18 protein-coding genes and 1 pseudogene are annotated in these 19,788 nt (G+C 43.8%); 18 read left to right on the forward strand and 1 reads right to left on the reverse strand.

What is annotated here, in order from left to right:
* Window positions 1-133: 133 nt before the first annotated feature.
* From IGJ17_RS00270 to IGJ17_RS00335, 14 genes are all read left to right on the forward strand, one after another.
* A complete protein-coding gene (locus IGJ17_RS00270) occupies window positions 134-1,066 on the forward strand; it encodes an ABC transporter permease (protein ID WP_008376715.1) in 933 nt (310 codons plus the stop codon).
* Window positions 1,067-1,082: 16 nt separating this feature from the next.
* On the forward strand, window positions 1,083-1,970 hold the full coding sequence (locus tag IGJ17_RS00275) for a carbohydrate ABC transporter permease (RefSeq protein ID WP_005232877.1): 888 nt from the start codon (window positions 1,083-1,085) through the stop codon (window positions 1,968-1,970).
* Between the two features lie 6 nt (window positions 1,971-1,976).
* Window positions 1,977-2,615, forward strand: a complete 639-nt coding sequence (locus IGJ17_RS00280) for a DUF624 domain-containing protein (protein ID WP_005232876.1) — start codon at window positions 1,977-1,979, stop codon at window positions 2,613-2,615.
* 40 nt (window positions 2,616-2,655) lie between these two features.
* Window positions 2,656-4,677: a type I pullulanase gene (pulA, locus tag IGJ17_RS00285; protein WP_008376710.1), complete on the forward strand. Its 2,022-nt coding sequence runs from the start codon at window positions 2,656-2,658 to the stop codon at window positions 4,675-4,677.
* Window positions 4,678-4,794: 117 nt separating this feature from the next.
* Complete coding sequence (locus IGJ17_RS00290) at window positions 4,795-5,802, forward strand: LacI family DNA-binding transcriptional regulator (RefSeq protein WP_142437332.1); 1,008 nt, start codon at window positions 4,795-4,797, stop codon at window positions 5,800-5,802.
* 155 nt (window positions 5,803-5,957) lie between these two features.
* On the forward strand, window positions 5,958-6,245 hold the full coding sequence (locus tag IGJ17_RS00295) for a PTS cellbiose transporter subunit IIB (RefSeq protein ID WP_142437331.1): 288 nt from the start codon (window positions 5,958-5,960) through the stop codon (window positions 6,243-6,245).
* 31 nt (window positions 6,246-6,276) lie between these two features.
* Complete coding sequence (locus tag IGJ17_RS00300; protein WP_142437330.1) at window positions 6,277-7,695, forward strand: L-fucose/L-arabinose isomerase family protein; 1,419 nt, start codon at window positions 6,277-6,279, stop codon at window positions 7,693-7,695.
* Entirely contained in the window at window positions 7,686-8,522 is an 837-nt protein-coding gene (locus tag IGJ17_RS00305; RefSeq protein WP_005231740.1) for a transketolase, read from the forward strand. Before IGJ17_RS00300 ends, IGJ17_RS00305 begins: the two co-directional genes overlap by 10 nt.
* Entirely contained in the window at window positions 8,509-9,450 is a 942-nt protein-coding gene (locus IGJ17_RS00310) for a transketolase family protein (protein ID WP_429961007.1), read from the forward strand. Before IGJ17_RS00305 ends, IGJ17_RS00310 begins: the two co-directional genes overlap by 14 nt.
* Before the next feature lies 1 nt (window position 9,451).
* On the forward strand, window positions 9,452-10,900 hold the full coding sequence (locus IGJ17_RS00315) for an FGGY family carbohydrate kinase (protein WP_142437328.1): 1,449 nt from the start codon (window positions 9,452-9,454) through the stop codon (window positions 10,898-10,900).
* A 12-nt stretch (window positions 10,901-10,912) separates the two neighbouring features.
* Window positions 10,913-11,770 (forward strand): alpha/beta hydrolase, encoded by an 858-nt coding sequence (locus IGJ17_RS00320; protein WP_061053532.1) that lies wholly within the window; start codon window positions 10,913-10,915, stop codon window positions 11,768-11,770.
* 45 nt (window positions 11,771-11,815) lie between these two features.
* On the forward strand, window positions 11,816-13,096 hold the full coding sequence (locus IGJ17_RS00325) for a DUF4038 domain-containing protein (protein ID WP_086372494.1): 1,281 nt from the start codon (window positions 11,816-11,818) through the stop codon (window positions 13,094-13,096).
* Window positions 13,097-13,103: 7 nt separating this feature from the next.
* Entirely contained in the window at window positions 13,104-14,423 is a 1,320-nt protein-coding gene (locus tag IGJ17_RS00330) for a PTS sugar transporter subunit IIC (protein WP_016611642.1), read from the forward strand.
* A 221-nt stretch (window positions 14,424-14,644) separates the two neighbouring features.
* Window positions 14,645-16,087 carry a glycoside hydrolase family 1 protein gene (locus IGJ17_RS00335; protein ID WP_005226517.1) on the forward strand — a complete coding sequence of 481 codons (1,443 nt, stop codon included), beginning with the start codon at window positions 14,645-14,647 and terminating at the stop codon, window positions 16,085-16,087.
* Window positions 16,088-16,194: 107 nt separating this feature from the next.
* Here IGJ17_RS00335 and IGJ17_RS00340 read toward each other — a convergent pair whose 3' ends face one another.
* Window positions 16,195-16,551 carry an MmcQ/YjbR family DNA-binding protein gene (locus IGJ17_RS00340; protein WP_005232842.1) on the reverse strand — a complete coding sequence of 119 codons (357 nt, stop codon included), beginning with the start codon at window positions 16,549-16,551 and terminating at the stop codon, window positions 16,195-16,197.
* 255 nt (window positions 16,552-16,806) lie between these two features.
* On the opposite strand from IGJ17_RS00340, the gene IGJ17_RS00345 reads away from it, so the two are divergent.
* From IGJ17_RS00345 to IGJ17_RS00360, 4 genes and pseudogenes are all read left to right on the forward strand, one after another.
* Window positions 16,807-17,136, forward strand: a complete 330-nt coding sequence (locus IGJ17_RS00345; RefSeq protein WP_008376683.1) for an AbrB/MazE/SpoVT family DNA-binding domain-containing protein — start codon at window positions 16,807-16,809, stop codon at window positions 17,134-17,136.
* Window positions 17,126-17,417, forward strand: a pseudogene (locus IGJ17_RS00350) (type II toxin-antitoxin system RelE/ParE family toxin). The gene IGJ17_RS00345 and the pseudogene IGJ17_RS00350 overlap by 11 nt, the downstream one beginning before the upstream one ends.
* Before the next feature lie 149 nt (window positions 17,418-17,566).
* On the forward strand, window positions 17,567-18,373 hold the full coding sequence (locus IGJ17_RS00355) for a MurR/RpiR family transcriptional regulator (protein WP_008376679.1): 807 nt from the start codon (window positions 17,567-17,569) through the stop codon (window positions 18,371-18,373).
* Window positions 18,374-18,483: 110 nt separating this feature from the next.
* Complete coding sequence (locus IGJ17_RS00360) at window positions 18,484-19,749, forward strand: PTS sugar transporter subunit IIC (protein ID WP_008376678.1); 1,266 nt, start codon at window positions 18,484-18,486, stop codon at window positions 19,747-19,749.
* The last annotated feature ends 39 nt before the right edge of the window (window positions 19,750-19,788 follow it).

Raw genomic sequence — 19,788 nt, forward strand, 5'->3', positions numbered from 1 at the left:
GTTCTGACACTCGTCTTTCGAACAAAGAAAAGCAAGGTTGTATGCAGGAAAACCGACTGCAGGTGCCTTTTCTTTGTTCGAATTTTTTCATCAAGCGGCTGGTGAGGCAAAAAATTTATGGAGGAGTAAGTAAATGGAACTTTCTGTTGAAAAAGAAAGCAAAAAAGAAAAGAAAAAGTGGTTTTCTCGAGATCAGCTTTTCTTTCTAGGGATGATTTTACCAGGCATAATTTTTATTTTGATTTTTTCTTATGGTCCTATGTTTGGGTTGTTGATGGCATTTCAAGATTATGTGCCAGCGAAAGGTGTATTTGGTTCTGAATTTGTGGGATTCGAGCACTTTCGCTATTTGTTCAGTTTACCGGATATTTTCTTAGTAACTAAAAACACGATTTTCATCGCTTTCTGGAAAATTGTCTTTAATACGATCGTACCGATTCTTTTTGCGATTCTATTAAATGAAGTACGTGTAAAGTGGATGAAACGCTCCATTCAGACCATCGTATATTTGCCCCATTTTCTTTCATGGGTCATATTGGCTTCAGTAGTGGTCAATTTATTCAGTCTTGATGGAACGGTGAATCAGATTTTACAAAACTTTGGTGTAGAACCATTAAACTTTTTGGGTAGTAATCAGCTGTTTCCTCGTTTGCTGATCGGGACCGATGTTTGGAAAAGTTTTGGTTACAGTTCAATCGTGTACCTTGCTGCCATTACCTCGATTGATCCGGGATTATATGAAGCAGCAACGATGGATGGTGCTTCTTGGTCAAAAAAAGTCTGGCACGTAACCCTGCCGGGGATGATGCCTTTTATTTTGCTGATGACGATTTTGTCGCTGCCTAATATCTTGAATGCCGGCTTCGACCAAATTTATAACCTGTATTCTCCGGTTGTGTATCAAAGCGGCGATATTATCGATACCTATGTCTACCGAATCGGTCTGATCGGTAGAGACTATAGCTTAGGAACCGCCGTTGGTCTGGTCAAATCGGTGATCGGTCTATTCTTGATTTGGTCTTCCAACAAAATTGCGGAGAAGAAGACTGACAGAGTGATGTTTTAAGGAAAGGAAAAAAGAGATGAAAGAAAAATTTAGTATACGGCATGCAGTAATTTATTTGATCGTCATTGTTTTGGCTCTTTCTTGTTTAGTACCGATGTTGAATGTCGTGGCACTTTCTTTAAGCAGCAGCAGTGCCGTCGCGGCAAATGCTGTGGGGCTATGGCCAGTAGATCTGACCTTAGCGGCTTATGAGCGCATCATGAGCGATCAGCAGTTTTGGCGTTCTTTTGGTATTTCAGTCATTCGTGTGGTGATCTCTTTATTGCTGAATTTGGTGATGATCGTAACGATGGCTTATCCGCTATCTAAATCAAAAAAAGTATTTCGAACGAGAAAATTATTCATGAGTGTGATGGTTTTCGCTATGCTCTTCAGTGGCGGCATGATCCCAACGTATTTGGTCGTTCGCAATCTAGGATTATTGAATACGATTTGGTCCCTGATTTTACCTAGTGCAGTCCCTATCGGCAGTGTGATCTTGGTGATGAATTTCTTTCGGGGAATTCCCAAATCATTGGAAGAATCTGCTCGGATCGATGGGGCCAACCCACTGCAGATTTTGGGACGAATCTATATTCCAATGTCTTTGCCGTGTTTGGCAACTGTTTCTCTATTCAGTATTGTCGGTAGTTGGAATGATTTTTTCAGTGGACTGATCTATATGACCAAGACTGAAAACTATCCTTTAATGACCTATATCCAAACACTATCAGTCAACATTGCTGAAACAATGCAACAAGCTGGGAATTTGACTTCCGAGCAGCTACAAAGTCTGCTAGCGGTCTCTGATCGAAACTTGAATGCAGCGAAGATCGTGGTGGCAGTGGTGCCGTTATTGATTATTTATCCGCTTCTACAAAAATATTTCGTTCAAGGAATCGTTGTCGGATCAGTAAAGGAGTAAACCCACATGATACACTTTTTTCATTCAGAAAACTTCTTCGCACGAATCGCTTGGAAATTCAGCCAGTTGCTCCTATTAAATGTACTACTCTTGTTTTTTAGTTTGCCGCTCTTCACGATCGGTGCAGCCATTACTGCGGGTTCTAAAGTGGCGACTGATCTGATAGAAGGAAAAGCACCGGCTGTTGTTCAGCAGTTTTGGTCGGTCTTTTGCCAAAGCTTTCGAAAGAGCACTCTTATCTGGATCAGTCTACTTTTTTCTTTGTGGCTTTTGACTGCTGATTGGTTGTATTATTTCCAACTAAAAGGGACGCCTGATCTTTTTACCGTAGGCTTAGTAATTTGTACGTTCATGTGGCTTCAATTTTTCCAAGTTTCGTTTTTCTTACTCGCACGTTACGATAGCGGAATCAAAACGATCCTTTTGAACAGCATAAAAGTCGCCGCAAAGCACCCTTTTAAAATACTTAGTCTTCATATTCTGACTGCAGCCCCTATTGTCATCATGCTTCTTTCACCCTATGCACTGGTTTTCAGCATGTACATTGCCTGCTTTTTTGGTCTTAGCTGTTTTTTGTATGCACGCTGTCAGTTATTGTTGGCAATTTTCAAGAAATATGAGAAGGTAGAAATAGCAGAAAAGTAACTGGCTTTTATAGTTAGAAACGTTGAATGGAGGAATTTTGATGGGACAAAACACGCAGTATGGAGAAAAAAAGATTGCGATCGATCGCAGGATCGGTTTTTTAGAAGAACATACGTATCACGGGAATGATCTTGGTGTGACTTTTCAAGGACAGCAAACCACGTTCAAATGCTGGTCACCAGAGGCAGAGGCCGTTTCAGTATTGCTTTATCAAAGCGGTGTTGCTGGGACTGACGATCGTCTGCTGACGCTGCCAATGGTTCAAGAAGACAACTGTTGGCAAGTCACGACGGAAGAAAACGTCAAGGAGCTGTTTTATACCTTTGAGTTTCAACGAGATGGGCAGAAAATAGAAGCGATGGATCTTTATGCCAAGGCAGTAGGGATCAACGGAAACCGCGGTGCGATCATTGATTTAAAGGAAACAGATCCTGAAGGTTGGCAGGAAAGTCACGGCGTCGGTCAGCAGTCGATCACAGATGCCTATATTTGGGAATTGCATGTCGAAGATTTCAGTGGTGCCGAAAACAGCGGTATTTCACCAGAAAATCGCGGAAAATATTTAGCCTTCACTGAAAAAAAGACCCATCTGGTGGGAGATGAAAGTCAACCAACTGGCATGGCCTATTTAAAAGAGCTGGGGATCAATTATGTTCATCTGCTGCCGATCTTCGATTTTGACAATGATGAAACTTCGTCTGCCTACAATTGGGGCTATGATCCGAAAAATTACAATGTACCTGAAGGACGATACGCTTCTGATCCTAGTGATCCCAAGGCGCGGATTCGTGAATGCAAGCAAATGATCCAATCGCTGCACGAAGAAGCCATCGGCGTTGTGATGGATGTGGTCTTTAATCACACTGCGATCACGGAAGAATCATGGTTTAATTTGACGGTGCCTGATTATTACTACCGTCAAGATGATGCAGGGAATTTTGCGGACGGTTCTGCTTGCGGCAATGAAGTGGCTTCTGAACGGAAAATGATGCGTAAATTTATCATTGATTCAGTTTTATATTGGGCGCAAGAATACAAAATCGACGGCTTTCGTTTTGATTTGATGGGCCTGATCGATGTGGAAACCATGAACCAGTTGCGGCAACGCCTAGATGATGCCGGCTTCAGCCATGTGATTTTATACGGCGAGCCATGGGATGCCGGCAGCAATCAAATTATTCAGCCGAATATCCCAGCAAATAAAAGTAATGTTTGGGCACTGTCAGAAGGCGTTGCGGTTTTTAGCAATGATTTAAGAGACAGTATCAAAGGCGATGTCTTTGAAGAAACAGACGGCGCGTTTATTCAAGGAATGAATGGTCAACCGCAAGTCAAGCAAACCTTTTATGCAGCAAATTTGGCAACGGCGATTCAAGGAAATACGAAAGTTGCCGCACAAGAAGGCGCCGAGCGCTGGGCAAAATCGCCCCGCCAAGTGATCGCCTATGCCTCAGTCCATGATAATTTGACCTTATGGGACAAACTGGTGGCAACCATGCAGGCTTCAGTGAAGGAAAGAAATTATGGTTTTGATCCTGAGCTTTTAGCCCGCAACAAACTAGCAGCAGCCATTTTGTTTACTAGCCAAGGAGCAGTGCTGACTCAAGCTGGGGAAGAATTTGGCCGTACCAAAGAAGGCGATGAAAATTCCTTCCGTTCGCCACTGGCAGTCAATCAGCTGGATTGGTCACGTGCCAAAACCTTCAAAGAGTTGCGCGAGCTGTATCGGGGCTTGTGGGCATTGCGGCAGTCCTATGCACCATTGAGAGATGCCACGACCCAAACGGCTGAAAGCATGGTCTTTTATGAGACAAAGGATGAAAATCGCTTGGCGTATCAAGTACCCAATCGTGACGAACAGCATCCATGGCGTTCTTTATTCGTTATACTCAATAGCACGGAAGAAACCTGGTCCTTTGACTTACCGACGGCAACAGAAAATGCTTCTTGGCACATCATTGCTGACCCCAAAGGAGCTGGGATCACTTTTCGCGGCGTAGCAGCGCCAAGAATAACCATCGACCCCTTGTCCTTCTGCATTTTGGCGGAACAAAGTAACTAATCAAAGTAGAAGCTAAAACAAACTAAAAATTTTAGTTTGTTTTAGCTTTTTTGGTAGTAAAAAAACAATTCTTTTGCTATACTTTTAACAGAATGAGAAGCAGAAAGCGGTGAGCAAATGAAAGTTGTGATCTCTGATATTGCCCGAAAAGCTGGCGTTTCCAGCGGAACTGTCTCTAATGCAATCAACAATCGTAAGGGGATCAGTGAACAAAAACGGCAAGCGATCTTGAAGATCGCTCGTGAGATGGGGTATTTTGATCAGCGAGAAATTAAAAAAACGGAAAGCCAAAAGATCAAATTTGTTGTAATGAACAAACAAGGAAATGTCGTAGGGGATACGCCTTTCTTTTCTGAATTGATCCGGGGGATCGAAATGGAATGCAGCGCGTTAGGCTATGAATTGGTCATTTCCCATATCACATTGGCGCCAGAGGAAGACCCGATCGAAAAGATTCGCCCAGAATTAGTAGATGGTTTGCTATTGTTAGGAACGGAATTGGAAAAACAAGATTTAGCAGTCTTCCGTCATTTGGAAGTACCCTTAGTGATTTTAGATACGATTTTTAATTCGCAGGACTTTGATTTTGTCGCCATCAATAATCGTGACAGCGCCTATGAGATCGTTGAAAAGATGATCGAAAAAGGCCACCGAGACATTGGCATCATTAACTCAACCTTTCAAATCAACAATTTCCGTGAACGCAAGCAAGGGTTTATTCAAGCGATCCAAGAGCATGATCTGATCCATTATGAAGAGACGGAAGCCTTAGTAGAACCCACCTTGGAGGGCTCATATCAAGACATGAAGGTCTATTTGGAATCCTTGCGTGCCGATCAGCGGCCGTTACCAAGCGCCTTTTTTGCGGTCAATGACAATATCGCCATCGGTGCAATGAAAGCCATTCGCGAAGTGTTCCCCGATCTTCCGTTGGCCATCGTTGGGTTCGATGATATTCCTTTGGCGGAATTTTGCAACCCACCGCTGACCACCGTCAAAGTAGATAAAGTGTACCTTGGTCGCCAAGCCGTGCGACGCTTGATCGAGAAAATCACCAGTGAAGATGAAAACCATCTGAAAATGCTGGTCGCCACGACGATCGTCGAACGCGAAAGCATCAAATAAGAAAAAAATAAGAAGAAGACAAAACGTTTAGCAAGTGTTTTGTTTTTTTTTAGTTATTAAACAAAAATATTTATCTAAAACTATTGCAAAATATTTAGCTTATGCTATATTTAAGGTGTAAAAAGTAAGGGATTACATTTTGAGGAAGTGAATAGATGACACAGATCGGTCTCTTTTGTGCAACTGGACTCTCCAGCGCACTGCTCGTCAAAGCGCTCAAAGAACAACTAGCGGATGATCAGCATTACCAAGTGAATTCCGCGCCTTTTTCGGAAATATTTATGGTGGGAAATGACTATGATTTTTTGATTTTAGCTCCTCAAACCCGCTTCAATCAAGCGAAAGTCGCAACAGCCTTTCCTAATAAAAAAATCGTTTTACTGACGGATGAGGAATTTCTGAGCAGAAATGTAGTACGAGTCGCCGAAGAAATAAAAATTTAGCTAAATATACTAAAACGCAAAGGGTGGTTTTATGGATAAAGTAACAATCGGGTTCGCCCCGACTAGAAGAAATTTATTTAGTGCAGAAGCAGCCGTTGAGTACGCCAATCTGACACGACAAAAAATGGACGAACTGGCCATTGATTATGTAGATATTTTAGATATCAACGAAGACGGCTTGCTATACGATGATGAAGGGGTTGAAAAAATCGCCGAAAAATTCAAAGCAGCAAAAATCGACGGTCTTTTTCTAGCCAATGAAAACTTTGGAACGGAATATGCCTGTGCTCGTCTAGCCAAAAAACTAGATGTTCCCGTCTTATTATGGGGACCCAAAGACGAGACACCAGCCGCCGATGGTTCACGTTTGCGGGATACGCAATGCGGTCTTTTCGCTATCGGGAAAGTCTTGCGCCGTTTCAAGGTACCTTTCACCTATGTCAAAAATTCTGATATTGATTCACCGGAATTTGCCCGCGGCTTGCAAGACTTTATCAAAGTCTGCAATGTCGTCAAGACCTTCAAACAAACACGAATCTTGCAAGTTGGCCCACGCCCCTTTGATTTTTGGACCGTGATCTGCAACGAAGGCGAACTATTGGAGCGTTTCAATATCTCGCTATCACCAGCACCGATCCAAGAAGTGGTGCAAGAAATCAAGAAAGTCAAAGAACAGCAGCCAGATAAATTGCAAGCAGTCATTGATTATTTTGAAACCAATACGGAAGTCCAAATTTCGGCGAAAGATTTGGAGATGGTGGCAGCCCTTAAAGTGGCTTTGCAAAACTTATGTGAAAGCTACGGCTGCAATGCAGGGGTCATCCAGTGTTGGACGGCCTTACAAGACGAAATCGGTATTTTACCGTATGCCTCCTTGTCGCTGTTACAAGAAGAAGGCTTACCTTTTGTCTGTGAGACGGATGTCCATGGGGCGATCTCGGAACTGTTGGTCGAAGCCGCTTCGTTGGGGGAACACCGAGCAATCTTTGCGGATGTCAACTGCCGCCATCCAGAAAACGAGAATGGCGAATTGCTGCAGCACTTAGGAGTTTTTGCTTATTCCACCGCAGAGACCAAACCGATCTTGCCGCAACGACATTTTGTTTTTGACTATCCAGGATCAGTCGCTTTTCGGGCAATCAAAGACGAGTATACGCTGTGTCGCTTTGATGGGGACAACGGCGAGTACTCACTGCTGATGGGCACTGGTAAAGGGATTGATGGACCATACAATCAAGGGACCTATCTCTATCTGGAATTTGCGAATTTGAATCGCTTGGAATTCAAACTCGTTGAGGGCCCTTATATTCATCACGTTGCGGCGGTCAGAAAAAATGTGGTGCCGATCTTGTACGAAGCATGCAAATACATCGGTGTGCAGCCAGATTTTTATGATCCAATCGAAGAAGACGTCAAAGCATACTTGAGAGGGGATCAATCATGGAAATAAACGAGCTGGAGATGAAGGCTTTAACGATTCGAAAATCCGTGTTAGAGCTGATCTATCAAGCAAAAACGGGTCATACTGGTTCGGATCTTTCTTGTACCGATATTTTAGTGGCCCTGTATTATCGGATAATGAATGTCGATGCGAAAGACCCCCAAAAGCAAGATCGTGACCAGTATATCCAAAGTAAAGGACATGCGGCAGAAGTACTATGGGCCGTTTTAGCGGACAAAGGTTTTTTGCCGAAAGAAGAATTAGCCACCTTTTCGCAATTTGGTTCAAGACTGATCGGTCATCCAAACAATAAAGTAGCTGGTGTTGAGATGAATACTGGTTCACTAGGTCACGGCTTACCCGTCGCAGTAGGGATCGCCTTGGCAGGCAAACTGGATCACCGCACGTATCAAACCTATACGTTGTTGGGAGATGGCGAATTAGCAGAAGGCTCGGTATGGGAAGGAGCCATGGCGGCTGCCAACTACCAGCTGGACAATTTGACCGCCATCATTGATCGCAATGGCTTGCAGATCACTGGAGCCTCGGAAGATGTGATGGCAGTGGAGCCGCTAGATGAAAAATGGCGTGCCTTTGGTTGGGATGTGCATATCGTTGATGGCAATGATATGGCTGCCTTGGTGGCTGCATTAGAAAAACCGCATCAGCCCAATCAACCGAAGCTGATCATTGCTAAAACCATCAAAGGCAAAGGCTATTCCGCAGCCGAAAATCAAGCGCAATGGCATCATAAAGTGCCAACGGCAGAAGAGCTTGCACAAGCCATTGCCGAACTTGATCAGCAAATGGAGGTTTTGACTCATGGGAAAAAATAATATTGCCAATCGCCAAGCGATGTGCGACGTATTGATTGAAGAAGGAAAAAAGAATCCTGCGATCACGGTGTTGACCAGTGATTCTCGTGGTTCCGCTTCGTTAGCACTTTTTGCCGAGGAATTACCGGCACAATTGGTGGAAGTAGGGATCGCAGAGCAAAACATCGTCAGTATTGCGGCCGGCTTAGCCCATATGGGCAAACGCCCTTTCGTTGCATCCCCTGCTTGTTTTCTCAGCATGCGCAGTATCGAGCAGATCAAAGTCGATGTCGCGTATTCGAATAAAAATGTCAAACTCGTAGGCATCAGCGGCGGTGTCAGCTATGGGGCATTAGGCATGAGTCATCATTCCTTGCAAGACATCGCAGTGGCACGAGCGATCCCTAATTTGCAAGTGCTGTTGCCAGCAGATCGCTTTGAAACGATCCAAATGTTTAAAGCCTTAGCGGCATCAAATGAACCAGCCTATATCCGTCTCGGTCGCAATCCTGTTGAAGATTGTTATGATTCTGCAGATTATCCTTTTGAGATCGGCAAAGCCATTGAGCTGAGAAGCGGTCAAGATGTCGCATTGCTCGCCACTGGCGAAGCCGTGCGCCAAGCGTTGGATGCTGCTGAGCTATTGGAAAAACAAGGCATCACTGCTACCGTTTTAAATGTTCATTCCTTGAAGCCCTTTGATTCAGAAACGGTCAAACGAGTGGCGAAAGAAACAGGCACCGTGATCACTGTGGAAGAACACAGTCAATACAACGGCTTAGGAGCTGCCGTGGCGGAAACACTGACAGAAGAAACGGACATTCGACAAAAAATCATTGCTTTTCCGGATGAAGCCTTGATTACTGGTTCTTCGGCAGAACTGTTTGCCCATTATGGCTTAGACGGTGCCTCCATAGCGAAAACAGCGGTTGCGTTTCTAGGAGCTTAAGATGGACAAGACCTATCAGCTTGTTTTAGATCAGAGTACATCCGGTACCAAGCTCTTACTGTTTCAAGAAGGGAAAATCCTGCAGCGTTACGATAAAAAACATCGCCAAATTTATCCAAAAGTCGGGTGGGTCGAACATGATCCCCTCGAGATTTGGCAAAATGTCCAAGAATTGCTGGCACAAGTGTTTCAAGACCAAGCGATCACTGCAGATCAAATCGTTTCCTTGTCATTGACCAATCAGCGAGAAACGATCGTTGCTTGGGATCGATTGACTGGCAATCCCCTGTACAATGCGATCGTGTGGCAATGCAACCGCAGCGCCGCGATTTGTGAAGAATTGACGGCACAAGGCTGGGAAAGGACGATCAATCAAAAGACCGGTTTGCGCTTAGACCCGTATTTTTCTGGCACCAAAGTGAAATGGTTGGCCCAAGAATTATCGGCCATCAAGGAAAAGTCGGGAACTGGCGAGTTGGCGATCGGTACGATGGACAGCTGGCTGTTGTGGAATTTAACGCAAGGGACAGTATTTGCGACAGAAGCCAGCAACGCTTGCCGAACATTGTTTTACAATATTGAAGAGGGCCGTTGGGATGCAGAACTCGTCAAACTTTTTGGCATCCATTTAGCAGACTTGCCAGCGATCCAACCTGCTGATACGGTTTTCGGTAGCTATCACGGAATCCCTATCAAAGGGATCTTAGCCGATTCACAAGCGGCATTATTTGGGGAAGGTTGTCAAAGCCTTGGGGATGTAAAAATCACGATGGGCACCGGTTGTTCGATCATGATGCAAGTGCAGCAGGAGCAGACGTTGCGGGATCGCCGCATTTTGACGACGGTCGGCTGGCAAACTAGCCAGGAAACAGCATTTGCGCTAGAAGGCATCATCCGTTCCTGTGGTGACGCCATCAACTGGTTCAGTGAGCAAGTGGCTCCGCTGCCAGATGTAGCTGAGATCTGTCAAGAAGTGCTGACCAGTGACAGTCAAGAAGACATCTATTTTATCCCAGCATTGCAAGGAATGGGTGCCCCTTTTTGGGATAATACGATGACTGCCAGCTTTGTCGGCATGAAACGCACAACGACGACTCATGAGCTGTTGAAAGCCGTTTTAGAAAGCATCATTTTTCAAATCAAAGCAGTGATCGATGTGATGGAAGAAGTCGCTGAACGACTGATCAATCAGGTAATGATCGATGGCGGTGTTTCGAAAAACCGCACCTTGATGAGCTTATTGGCGACTTTGATCAATAAACCCGTCATCGTCAGCGAAGTCGAAGAATTTTCAGCCATCGGCACAATGCTTGTTGCCAATCCAACTATGAATGAACCAGCTATTCAGCAAACCACGATCGTTCCGCAAGCCGAACAGGCCGTGATCCGTTTGAAATATGAAAAATGGAAACGGTTCATTGAGAAGTCAGCTGCTTTTAGTGAAGGATAAAGGAGGAACTATATGGAGATTCAACGAATTCAACTGAATCAAACGGCTTACGTGGATACCTATTTATTGCACCAATCCAAAGAGTACAATGTCGGCAAGAAACGACCGCTAGTGATCGTCTGTCCAGGCGGCGGCTACGCCTTTACCAGTGATCGAGAGGCGGAAGTCATTGCCTTGAAATTCAATAGTATCGGGCTAAATAGCGTTGTTTTATGGTACACCACCGGTGATCAGGTGAAAAACGTTCCCCACAATGCCTTGATGGAAGCCGCCCAAACCGTCAAAATCATTCGTGAGCATGCTCAAGAATGGTTGGTGGATGAGGATCAAATCATCGTTTGCGGTTTTTCAGCAGGCGGACATCTAGCATTACAGTTAGCGACGCGCTGGCACGATGCTGAGCTGGCAGAAGTGTTGGGCGTCAGCAGTGACTTACTGAAAGTGAATTTGGCGATCGCTGGCTACCCATTGGTTTATCAAGAGCATGCTTTCCCAATCGATGAGCTAGGCTTTGCCGCTCGTCTAATCGAAACACCTTTAACTGCCAACGAGCGCTTTTTTGGGAGTAAACAACCGACGGAAGAAGCCATTCAATCCATGAACATTTTGCATCATGTCGATCAGTGGACACCTCCGATGTTTCTCTGGCATACGACGGAAGACGTCTTAGTCGATGTGGCGCACTCGTTGAAGTTGGCAGTCAAATTAAGAGAAGCAGAAATTCCATTCGAACTGCATATTTTTGAAAAAGGCGAACACGGACTGGCATTAGCGGATCGAACAACGGCACGCAAGTCAAGTCACCTCAATGCCCATGTCGCCAAATGGTTTGAGCTGTGCGAAGGCTGGCTCAGTAGTTATATTGATTAATAACCGCCAGTGCACAACTTGTGCCGATGAAAGGAGAGCACCACCGTGAAAATCACCGTAAGCCAAAATAACCGCACCTTATTGCGAGACGGACAGCATTTCTTTTATTTAGCCGATACTTGCTGGAGTGCCTTTACTAGTATTCAAGAAAATGACTGGATCACCTACTTAGACAAACGCAAAGAGCAGGGCTTCAATACCCTTCAAATCAATGTGTTACCGCAATGGGATCGCAGCCGTGGTCAATTTGACTGCTTGCCGTTTCCCCTTGATGCGGGCGTCTTTGATTTTACGGTTTGGGAGGATGCCTATTTCGAACGGGCTCAGCGTCTTTGTAAAATTGCCGATGAGAAAGGCTTTACTTTAGCATTGGTTGTCTTGTGGTCAAACTATGTTGCTGGCACTTGGGCTAGCCAGTTGGACAAAGAACGCAACGTGTTGCCGGAGGATTGCCGCCAGGCCTACTATCAAAAAGTGATTAAGACGTTTGATGCCTTCCATCCGATCTACTTTATTGGTGGCGATACGGACTTCCCAACACAGCCAACCATCGATACGTATCTAGAAGCCTTAGTTTTCTTTGAAAAGCATTCGCCCAATACCTTGAAAACGATTCATATCAAGGGACGTTTTGAAGAAATCCCTGAACCTATCGTCGAACATTTGGACTTATTTTTATACCAATCAGGTCATAACAGCGCCTTTTTGAATATGCCTTATTATTTGGCAGAGCGTTTTTATAAACGAGAACCGCAACTGCCGATCATCAACTCAGAACCTTGCTATGAACAAATGGGCTATGCCCGTCACGTATACGGTCGATTTGGTCAAAAAGATGTCCGCAAAGCAGCATGGCAATCATTGTTAGCCGGCGGCTCGGCTGGGATCACGTACGGTGCCCACGGCATCTGGAGTTGGCAAACCCCGACGGCAACCTTTGCGGAAGAAATCGGGGAAGCGTTTGACCGTCCGATGATTTGGCCAGAAGCTTTGTCTTTTCCTGGGGCAGATGATTATGGCTTTATCAAGCAATTATTTGAATTATTAAATATTCAGGAGCTTGTGCCTTGCCAAGAGCGCTTGATCGATGCAGATGAACAGATTCGTATGGCAGCTATCGCAGGAAGGAAGGATGCCTTGCTTTACTTGCCAAGCAATACAACAGTTCGCCTGCAAGGAGATCTTTCTACAGCGCCCGTCACATTGATCGATTTGAACACCAATCGTTTCTTGAAACCAAAACTGACAGTTACTGATGGTATCACTGTTTTCCATCCCCACAATTGTCACGAAGATGTATTGTTCGTCATCCAAATAAAGGAGTGAAAAGAAAATGGATAAATATATGGATAAGGTGTTAGTATTTGCAGATAAAATCTCCAACAATCGGTATTTAAAGGCAATTTCAAACGGGTTGATGGCGACGCTGCCGATCAACATTATTGGCTCGATCGCCTTGTTGTTAGCAGTTTTGCCGATTCAAGGGTGGACAGATTTTATCAACTCGATCAATATTGGCGGTTATTTTTCCGTCGGTTACAGTATGACCGTTGGGGTTATCTCAGTGTACGCTTCCTTTCTTGTCGGTCACCGTTTAGCGACAGAATTTAAGCAGTCGGCAGTCCCTGCCGGCATCGTTTCGTTGTTTGCCTTTTTGATGATGACGCCAATGGTCACCTTGGAGGAAACAACGACCCTCGACATGAGCAAACTCGGCGCTCAAGGCTTGTTTACCGCTATGATCTGCGGCTTAGTTTTTGCTCGTTTGTACTGCTTTATTTTAGAAAAAAATATCGCCATCAAAATGCCAGCAGGCGTGCCGCAATTTGTGACGGATACCTTCGCCGGTTTGATTCCAGCAATTATTTCTGGGTTTACCGCGATCGTCATTAGCTGGGCATTCAGTTTTACTTCTTATGGCTCATTCTCAGATTTCATCTATCAAATCTTGGCAATGCCGCTGCAAAGCTTGTCTTCTAGTGTCGGTTCGTTGCTATTTATTGTACTGATCCAAATGGTGCTATGGTTCTTCGGTATCCATGGTTCGTTGGTGGTGGGTAGCTTTGTCACCGCTTTGTACTTACCAATGGATGTGGAAAATATGGATGCTTTAGCTAGCGGTGTTGCTCGTTCCGAGCTGCCAAATATTTTGAGCAAGTCGTTTTATGATTTGTTTGCTGGTATTGGTGGGGCTGGGGGAACATTGTCATTGATTATCGTTATTTTGCTGTTGGCGAAATCAAAACAATCACGGACAGTCGCTAACCTAAGTGCCGTTCCTGGATTGTTCACCATTAATGAGCCGGTGATTTTTGGCTTACCGCTGATTTTGAATCCAATCATGGCGATTCCGTTCATATTAACACCATTGGTTCAAGTGCTTGTGGCGTACCTAGCGATCTGGAGTGGGATCGTTCCACGACTTAGTGGCGTACAAGTTCCCTTTGGCACACCGATTTTTCTAAATGGGTTTCTAGCTGGAGGCTGGCAGGTCGCAGTTCTACAAGTCGTTTGCGTTTTGGCAGGCTGCTTGCTGTACATTCCTTTTGTTAAAGTCTTAGATAAAGGAAAATTAAAAACAGAAGCAGAAGCTGCGCAAGCGGAGGGTCACCCACAAACTGAAAGTATCGATGCAACGGGGGAAACGGTTTAAAAGAAACCGATTTTATGATGACAAGCCAATGAGTTAGTGCTATAGTTAAAGAAAGAAAACCCACGTGGATTGTTACTGACTCGATCAGGCAAGACCTAAATAAGAAAGCGCTATTCTCGTTTTAGCAGCGGCTCTTATTTAGGTTTTTTGTTTTTTATCGGAGATTTTTCAGTAACCAGCTAGGTAGGTTTATCAAAAGAAAACAAAAGGAGAACGAGCAAATGGCAAAATTTCCAGAAAATTTCTTATGGGGCGGCGCGACCGCAGCGAATCAATTAGAAGGGGCGTTCGATCGCGATGGCAAAGGATTGTCAGTGGCGGATGCAATGCCTGGCGGCAAACAGCGTTTAGCGATTTTAGGTAGTGATACGTTTGATTGGACGATCGATGAGGACAAATACACTTATCCAAATCATCGCGGGATCGACCATTATGACCGTTTCAAAGAAGACATTGCGTTGTTTGCAGAGATGGGCTTCAAGAGCTATCGTTTTTCTATCGCTTGGACACGTATCTTTCCAAAAGGCGATGAAACGACACCAAACGAAGCTGGGCTAGCATTTTACGATGCGCTGATCGATGAATGTTTGAAATACGGGATCGAGCCAGTGGTTACGATCTCCCACTATGAAATGCCTTTGCATTTAGCCAAAGAATACGGTGGCTGGAAAAATCGAGCATTGATCGATTTCTATGAGCGTTTTGCAAAAGTCGTCTTGGAACGGTTCCACAGCAAAGTCAAATACTGGATGACCTTCAATGAGATCAACTCTGCTTTCCATTTCTCTGCATTGAGTCAAGGAATGGTCAACAGCACGGGTGCCAGCGACTTTACAAACGTGATCCAAGCGTGGCACAACCAATTTGTTGCCAGCAGTAAAGCAGTCAAAATCGGCCATGAATTAAACCCAGAGTTACAGATCGGTTGTATGATCATTTATGCAACGACTTACAGCATTGATGCGAACCCAGTCAACCAAGTGGCGACGATGATCCATAATCAAGCCTTCAACTACTACTGTGCCGACGTGCAGGTACGTGGAAAATACCCATCCTTTACGGATCGTTTGTACAAAGAACACGGCGTCAATAAAGAGGATCTTGAAATTACCGAAGAAGACTTAGCCTTGATCGCTGAACATACTGTTGACTATGTTGGCTTCAGCTACTACATGTCTTCTGCCGTGGATATCACCACAGAAGAAGCAGATGAAGTGCAAGGAAACTTGTTAGGCGGCGTCCGCAATCCATTCTTAGAAGCAAGTGAATGGGGCTGGCAAATCGACCCAGAAGGGCTGCGCATCGCGTTGAATGAATTGTATGATCGTTATCAAAAACCGTTGTTTATCGTGGAAAACGGCTTAGGAGCCATTGATACCTTTAACGAAGAAGGTAAGATCGAAGATGACTATCGTATCGATTACTTGCGCCGCCACATTGAAGCAATGGGGGAAGCGATTGCTGATGGCGTAGACTTGATCGGCTACACGCCATGGGGCTGTATCGACCTTGTCAGTGCTTCAACAGGCGAAATGAGCAAACGCTATGGCTTTATCTATGTTGACTTTGATGACGAAGGCAACGGCACGATGGATCGTTCCAAGAAAAAATCCTTCGATTGGTACAAACAAGTTATTGCAACAAACGGAGAAGAGTTGGCCTAAGTGTTTCGTTAGACTCACTGATGACGCAGGATCCGTTATAAAAGAAAACCGATCAACGGTGCTCCTATACTGGCGCATCGTTGATCGGTTTTTTGTGATATTTGGGTTTAACGGGTATGTTCATAGCTGTCTCGTAACAAAGATTGGAGTTGTTTTTCTGATACAGAGCCATCTAGTAATGCGGTGAGCCAATGGTTTTTATTCATGTGATAAGCGGGTAAATAGCCGTGACTTTGATTGATGATCGAAACCATTTCGGGCGCTGCTTTGACATCTAAAATCTCGATCATTCCCGTTCCTTCCAGGCCTAATTTCTGCTTTTCTACAGTCATCAGCAAGCCAAACCATTTGCCGCTTTTACGGTGCCGCAAGACTTGGTACTCGGGAAACTTTGCAAATGGATGGTCGATCTGAACATCATTGAAGGTCTGAGCGAATGCGATCAGACGGTTTTTAAGATCCATGGGTATCCCTGCCTTTTTATTCATTCAACTCCAGTATACTGTATTTTTGCCAATATTTCGCTGGAAAAGGAGATTGGGCTCTTTGGTTTAATGAGCCGTATCACCTGCTGCATCGATAGTAATAAATAAGGTAAAGTAGCAGGCGGTTTATTTTCTCAATTTGACACTCAGGTTTCGGCATTACTTGTCATTACATTCGATTACGATATAATGTTCTTACAGAGTAATTACAAAAACAGAGAGAGGAGTGCAACGATGATTACGAAAACAAGAAAACAAGGGAATTCCATTATGTTGACGGTGCCCAAAGACTTTGGTATTCCCAATGGTGTGGAAGTAGAAGCAAAGCTAGTAGAAAATGGAATCTTGTATGAATTTATTGAACCGGTAAAACCATTCGATGATTTCAGTGAAGATATCTTGACTGATATTATTAATGAGGGATACGAACACGAAGATATTTTATCCGAATTTAAAGCGCGTAAGAGTAAGCTGATTTCTTCATTTAAGACAATTGCAAAGGATACTGCTACCGACGGGAAAGCAATGACCAAAGAGGAGTTGGCAACTGAAATTGGCTTATGAGGTGATTCCATCTAGACAAGTAGTGAATTATTTAAAAAAGTTGAAGGAGAAACCGCTGAAACAAAAGTTTCTTCATGTCATTTATGATGAAATAGCTGTCGAACCGTATAGCGGCGATCAAAAAAACTGGCGATTTAGCTGGAATCTGGTCGAAGGGTTTTAAGTATGCAGGGACAACCTGTCGTATTGCTTATGATGTGATCGATGACCAAGTGATTCCAGTCTTGTTATGTGGCACCCATGAGAATTTTTATGAACAGTTAAAGCAGTTAATGAAATAACTGGGGACCCGAATCGAAGAGTTGCGCGTAGGCGGACTCTTTTTTTGATTTCTATTAAAAAGTACAATAAGTGAAAGGTTCTAAGAAATGGATGCCTATGCTAAGATAGAAGAAACCGGCAGCGTAAATAAGCAAGTGAGGTGGTCGCTATGAAAACGACAAGTCAAGTATACATTCGTTTAAATGAACATCTATTTAAATGCAAAAAATACGATTTGAATTTTTTGATAACAAAACTTTTAATTGAGCGAATCGATGAATTTCCTGCGATCTATATTGAAGAAATCGCCTATGCTGCACAGACGACCCCTGCCAGTATCACTAAATTTTGTAAGAAACTTGGTTATGCTAGTTTTAAAGAAATGCGTAATGACCTCACGATTTATTTTGAACAAGAATACCATTTAGCAAATACGATGTTTGAAGGGATGCTAGCGAATCTCGATACAAAGAGTAAAGTATCTGAAATGGTTGACCAATTTTTAGCCCGAGAGTACATGGTCCAAAAACAGATTTTTGACCAATTTGATCAACACCAATGCACACGGATCGCAGAAGAAATGAAACGAAAAAAACGAGTGGCGATTTTGGGTAACAGCTATTCTTTTTCGGTTGTTAATCTCCTGCGGGAACTGCTTAGTCAAATGGGCTATATCGTTTTTGAAGTAAACCGTAATGCGGAAGATCAGCTGATTGATCAAGTATTGCGGGAAACAGATATTTGTTTTGTGATCAATCTAACAGGCAGCTGGATCGATAAAAAGGCCTATTTGCTTGAAAAAACGGCCTGTCAGAAAGTTTTATTGACGTTCAGCGAGCAAGCCGCTCAAAGTAATCTCTTTGAAGAGCGTGTCTTGTTTAAAGAGGTCGTTCCATTGATGTCATCGAATTATTACTCGCAAAAAGTGCTTCATCTATGGATGATTTTTATGATTATGAATATGAGAAAAGAGTAAACGTAAAAAGCTATTTTCCATTTTTGGAAAATAGCTTTTATTGTTTCCTTATGAGAAAGCGCTTATATTCAAGTTAAGATATATCTTAAAAAATTTAGGAGGATTTACTGATGGATAAATTAATGCAATTTATTGAAACCAAAGTGATGCCGCCAATGATGAAACTTTCTAATCAACGTCACTTGAGTGCTGTTCGCGATGGATTGATCGCAACGATTCCAATCACAGTGATCGGATCGATCTTTTTATTGATACCGTACATTCCATGGCCTCAATCCTATGTATCGTTTATGGGCAATCATCCCGACTTAGTGGCAAAACTGATCATTCCCTTCAATATGAGTATGGGACTGCTTTCGATCTATGCAGCTTTTGGCATCGGCGCACGATTAGCGCAAAGCTACCAACTGGATAGTTTGGCAGGGGGCGTTTCTGCAATTTTTACCTTTTTTACTACATTGACCTTCACTTCTTTAGATGAAGGAACGTTTATCTCTACGCAATATCTTGGAGGAGAAGGCATGTTCGCCAGTATTTTGACCGCTATATTAGCAGTCGAGTGCATGCGCCTTTGTAAAAAATACAATATCGGGTTTAAACTGCCAGAGCAAGTACCTACGAATGTCAGCAGCAGTTTTGAAGTGATTATTCCCGTGTTTTTTTCAATGACGATCGTTTGGATCATTGTTCACTTGATCGGCTTTGACATCAATGCCCTGATTGCAAGTTTGATCACACCCTTATTAAGTGTTTCTTCCAACTCGTTAGCAGCACCCTTGGTCTATGTAGGATTGACTTGTATCATGTGGCTATTCGGGATTCATCCGCAAATATTAGCGACGGTGATGTTGCCGATCTGGCTAGTCAATTCTGAAGCAAATATGGCAGCAGCACAAGCCGGACAAGCGATTCCTAATCTGGGGGTACAGCCGTTTATCTTTACTTTCTTATGGATCGGCGGTGGCGGAGGAACCTTAGCACTTTGCGCAATGATGTGTTTCTCCAAATCAAAATTTTTAAAACAACTTGGTCGTCTCAGCTTTATTCCTGGGGTCTTCAACATCAATGAGCCACTGTTGTTTGGGTTGCCGATCGTTTTAAATCCAGCACTGGCGATTCCCTTTGTCGTGGCACCAATCGTGACCACTTTCGTGACCTATTTCGCGTTTGTGTCCAATCTTGTTCCCGGAATGGCGTATCCATTAGCGGCTGTGTGGACGGTTCCGAGTATTTTTTCAGCAGTGATCGCAACAGCCAGCATTCGCGGTGCTGTCTTAGTTGTGGTGAATTTCTTGATTTATTTGGGTATTTATTATCCTTTCTTCAAGGCCTACGAGCGCAAATTAGTGCTTGAAGAAGGTCAAACCGAAGCATAAGTCTATGAGATGAGCAATCAAATTTTTAGAAGAGGAGCA

Origin of the sequence: Enterococcus sp. DIV1096b (assembly GCF_050498765.1) — a bacterium.
Classification (GTDB): Bacteria; Bacillota; Bacilli; order Lactobacillales; family Enterococcaceae; genus Enterococcus_D; species Enterococcus_D entomosocium.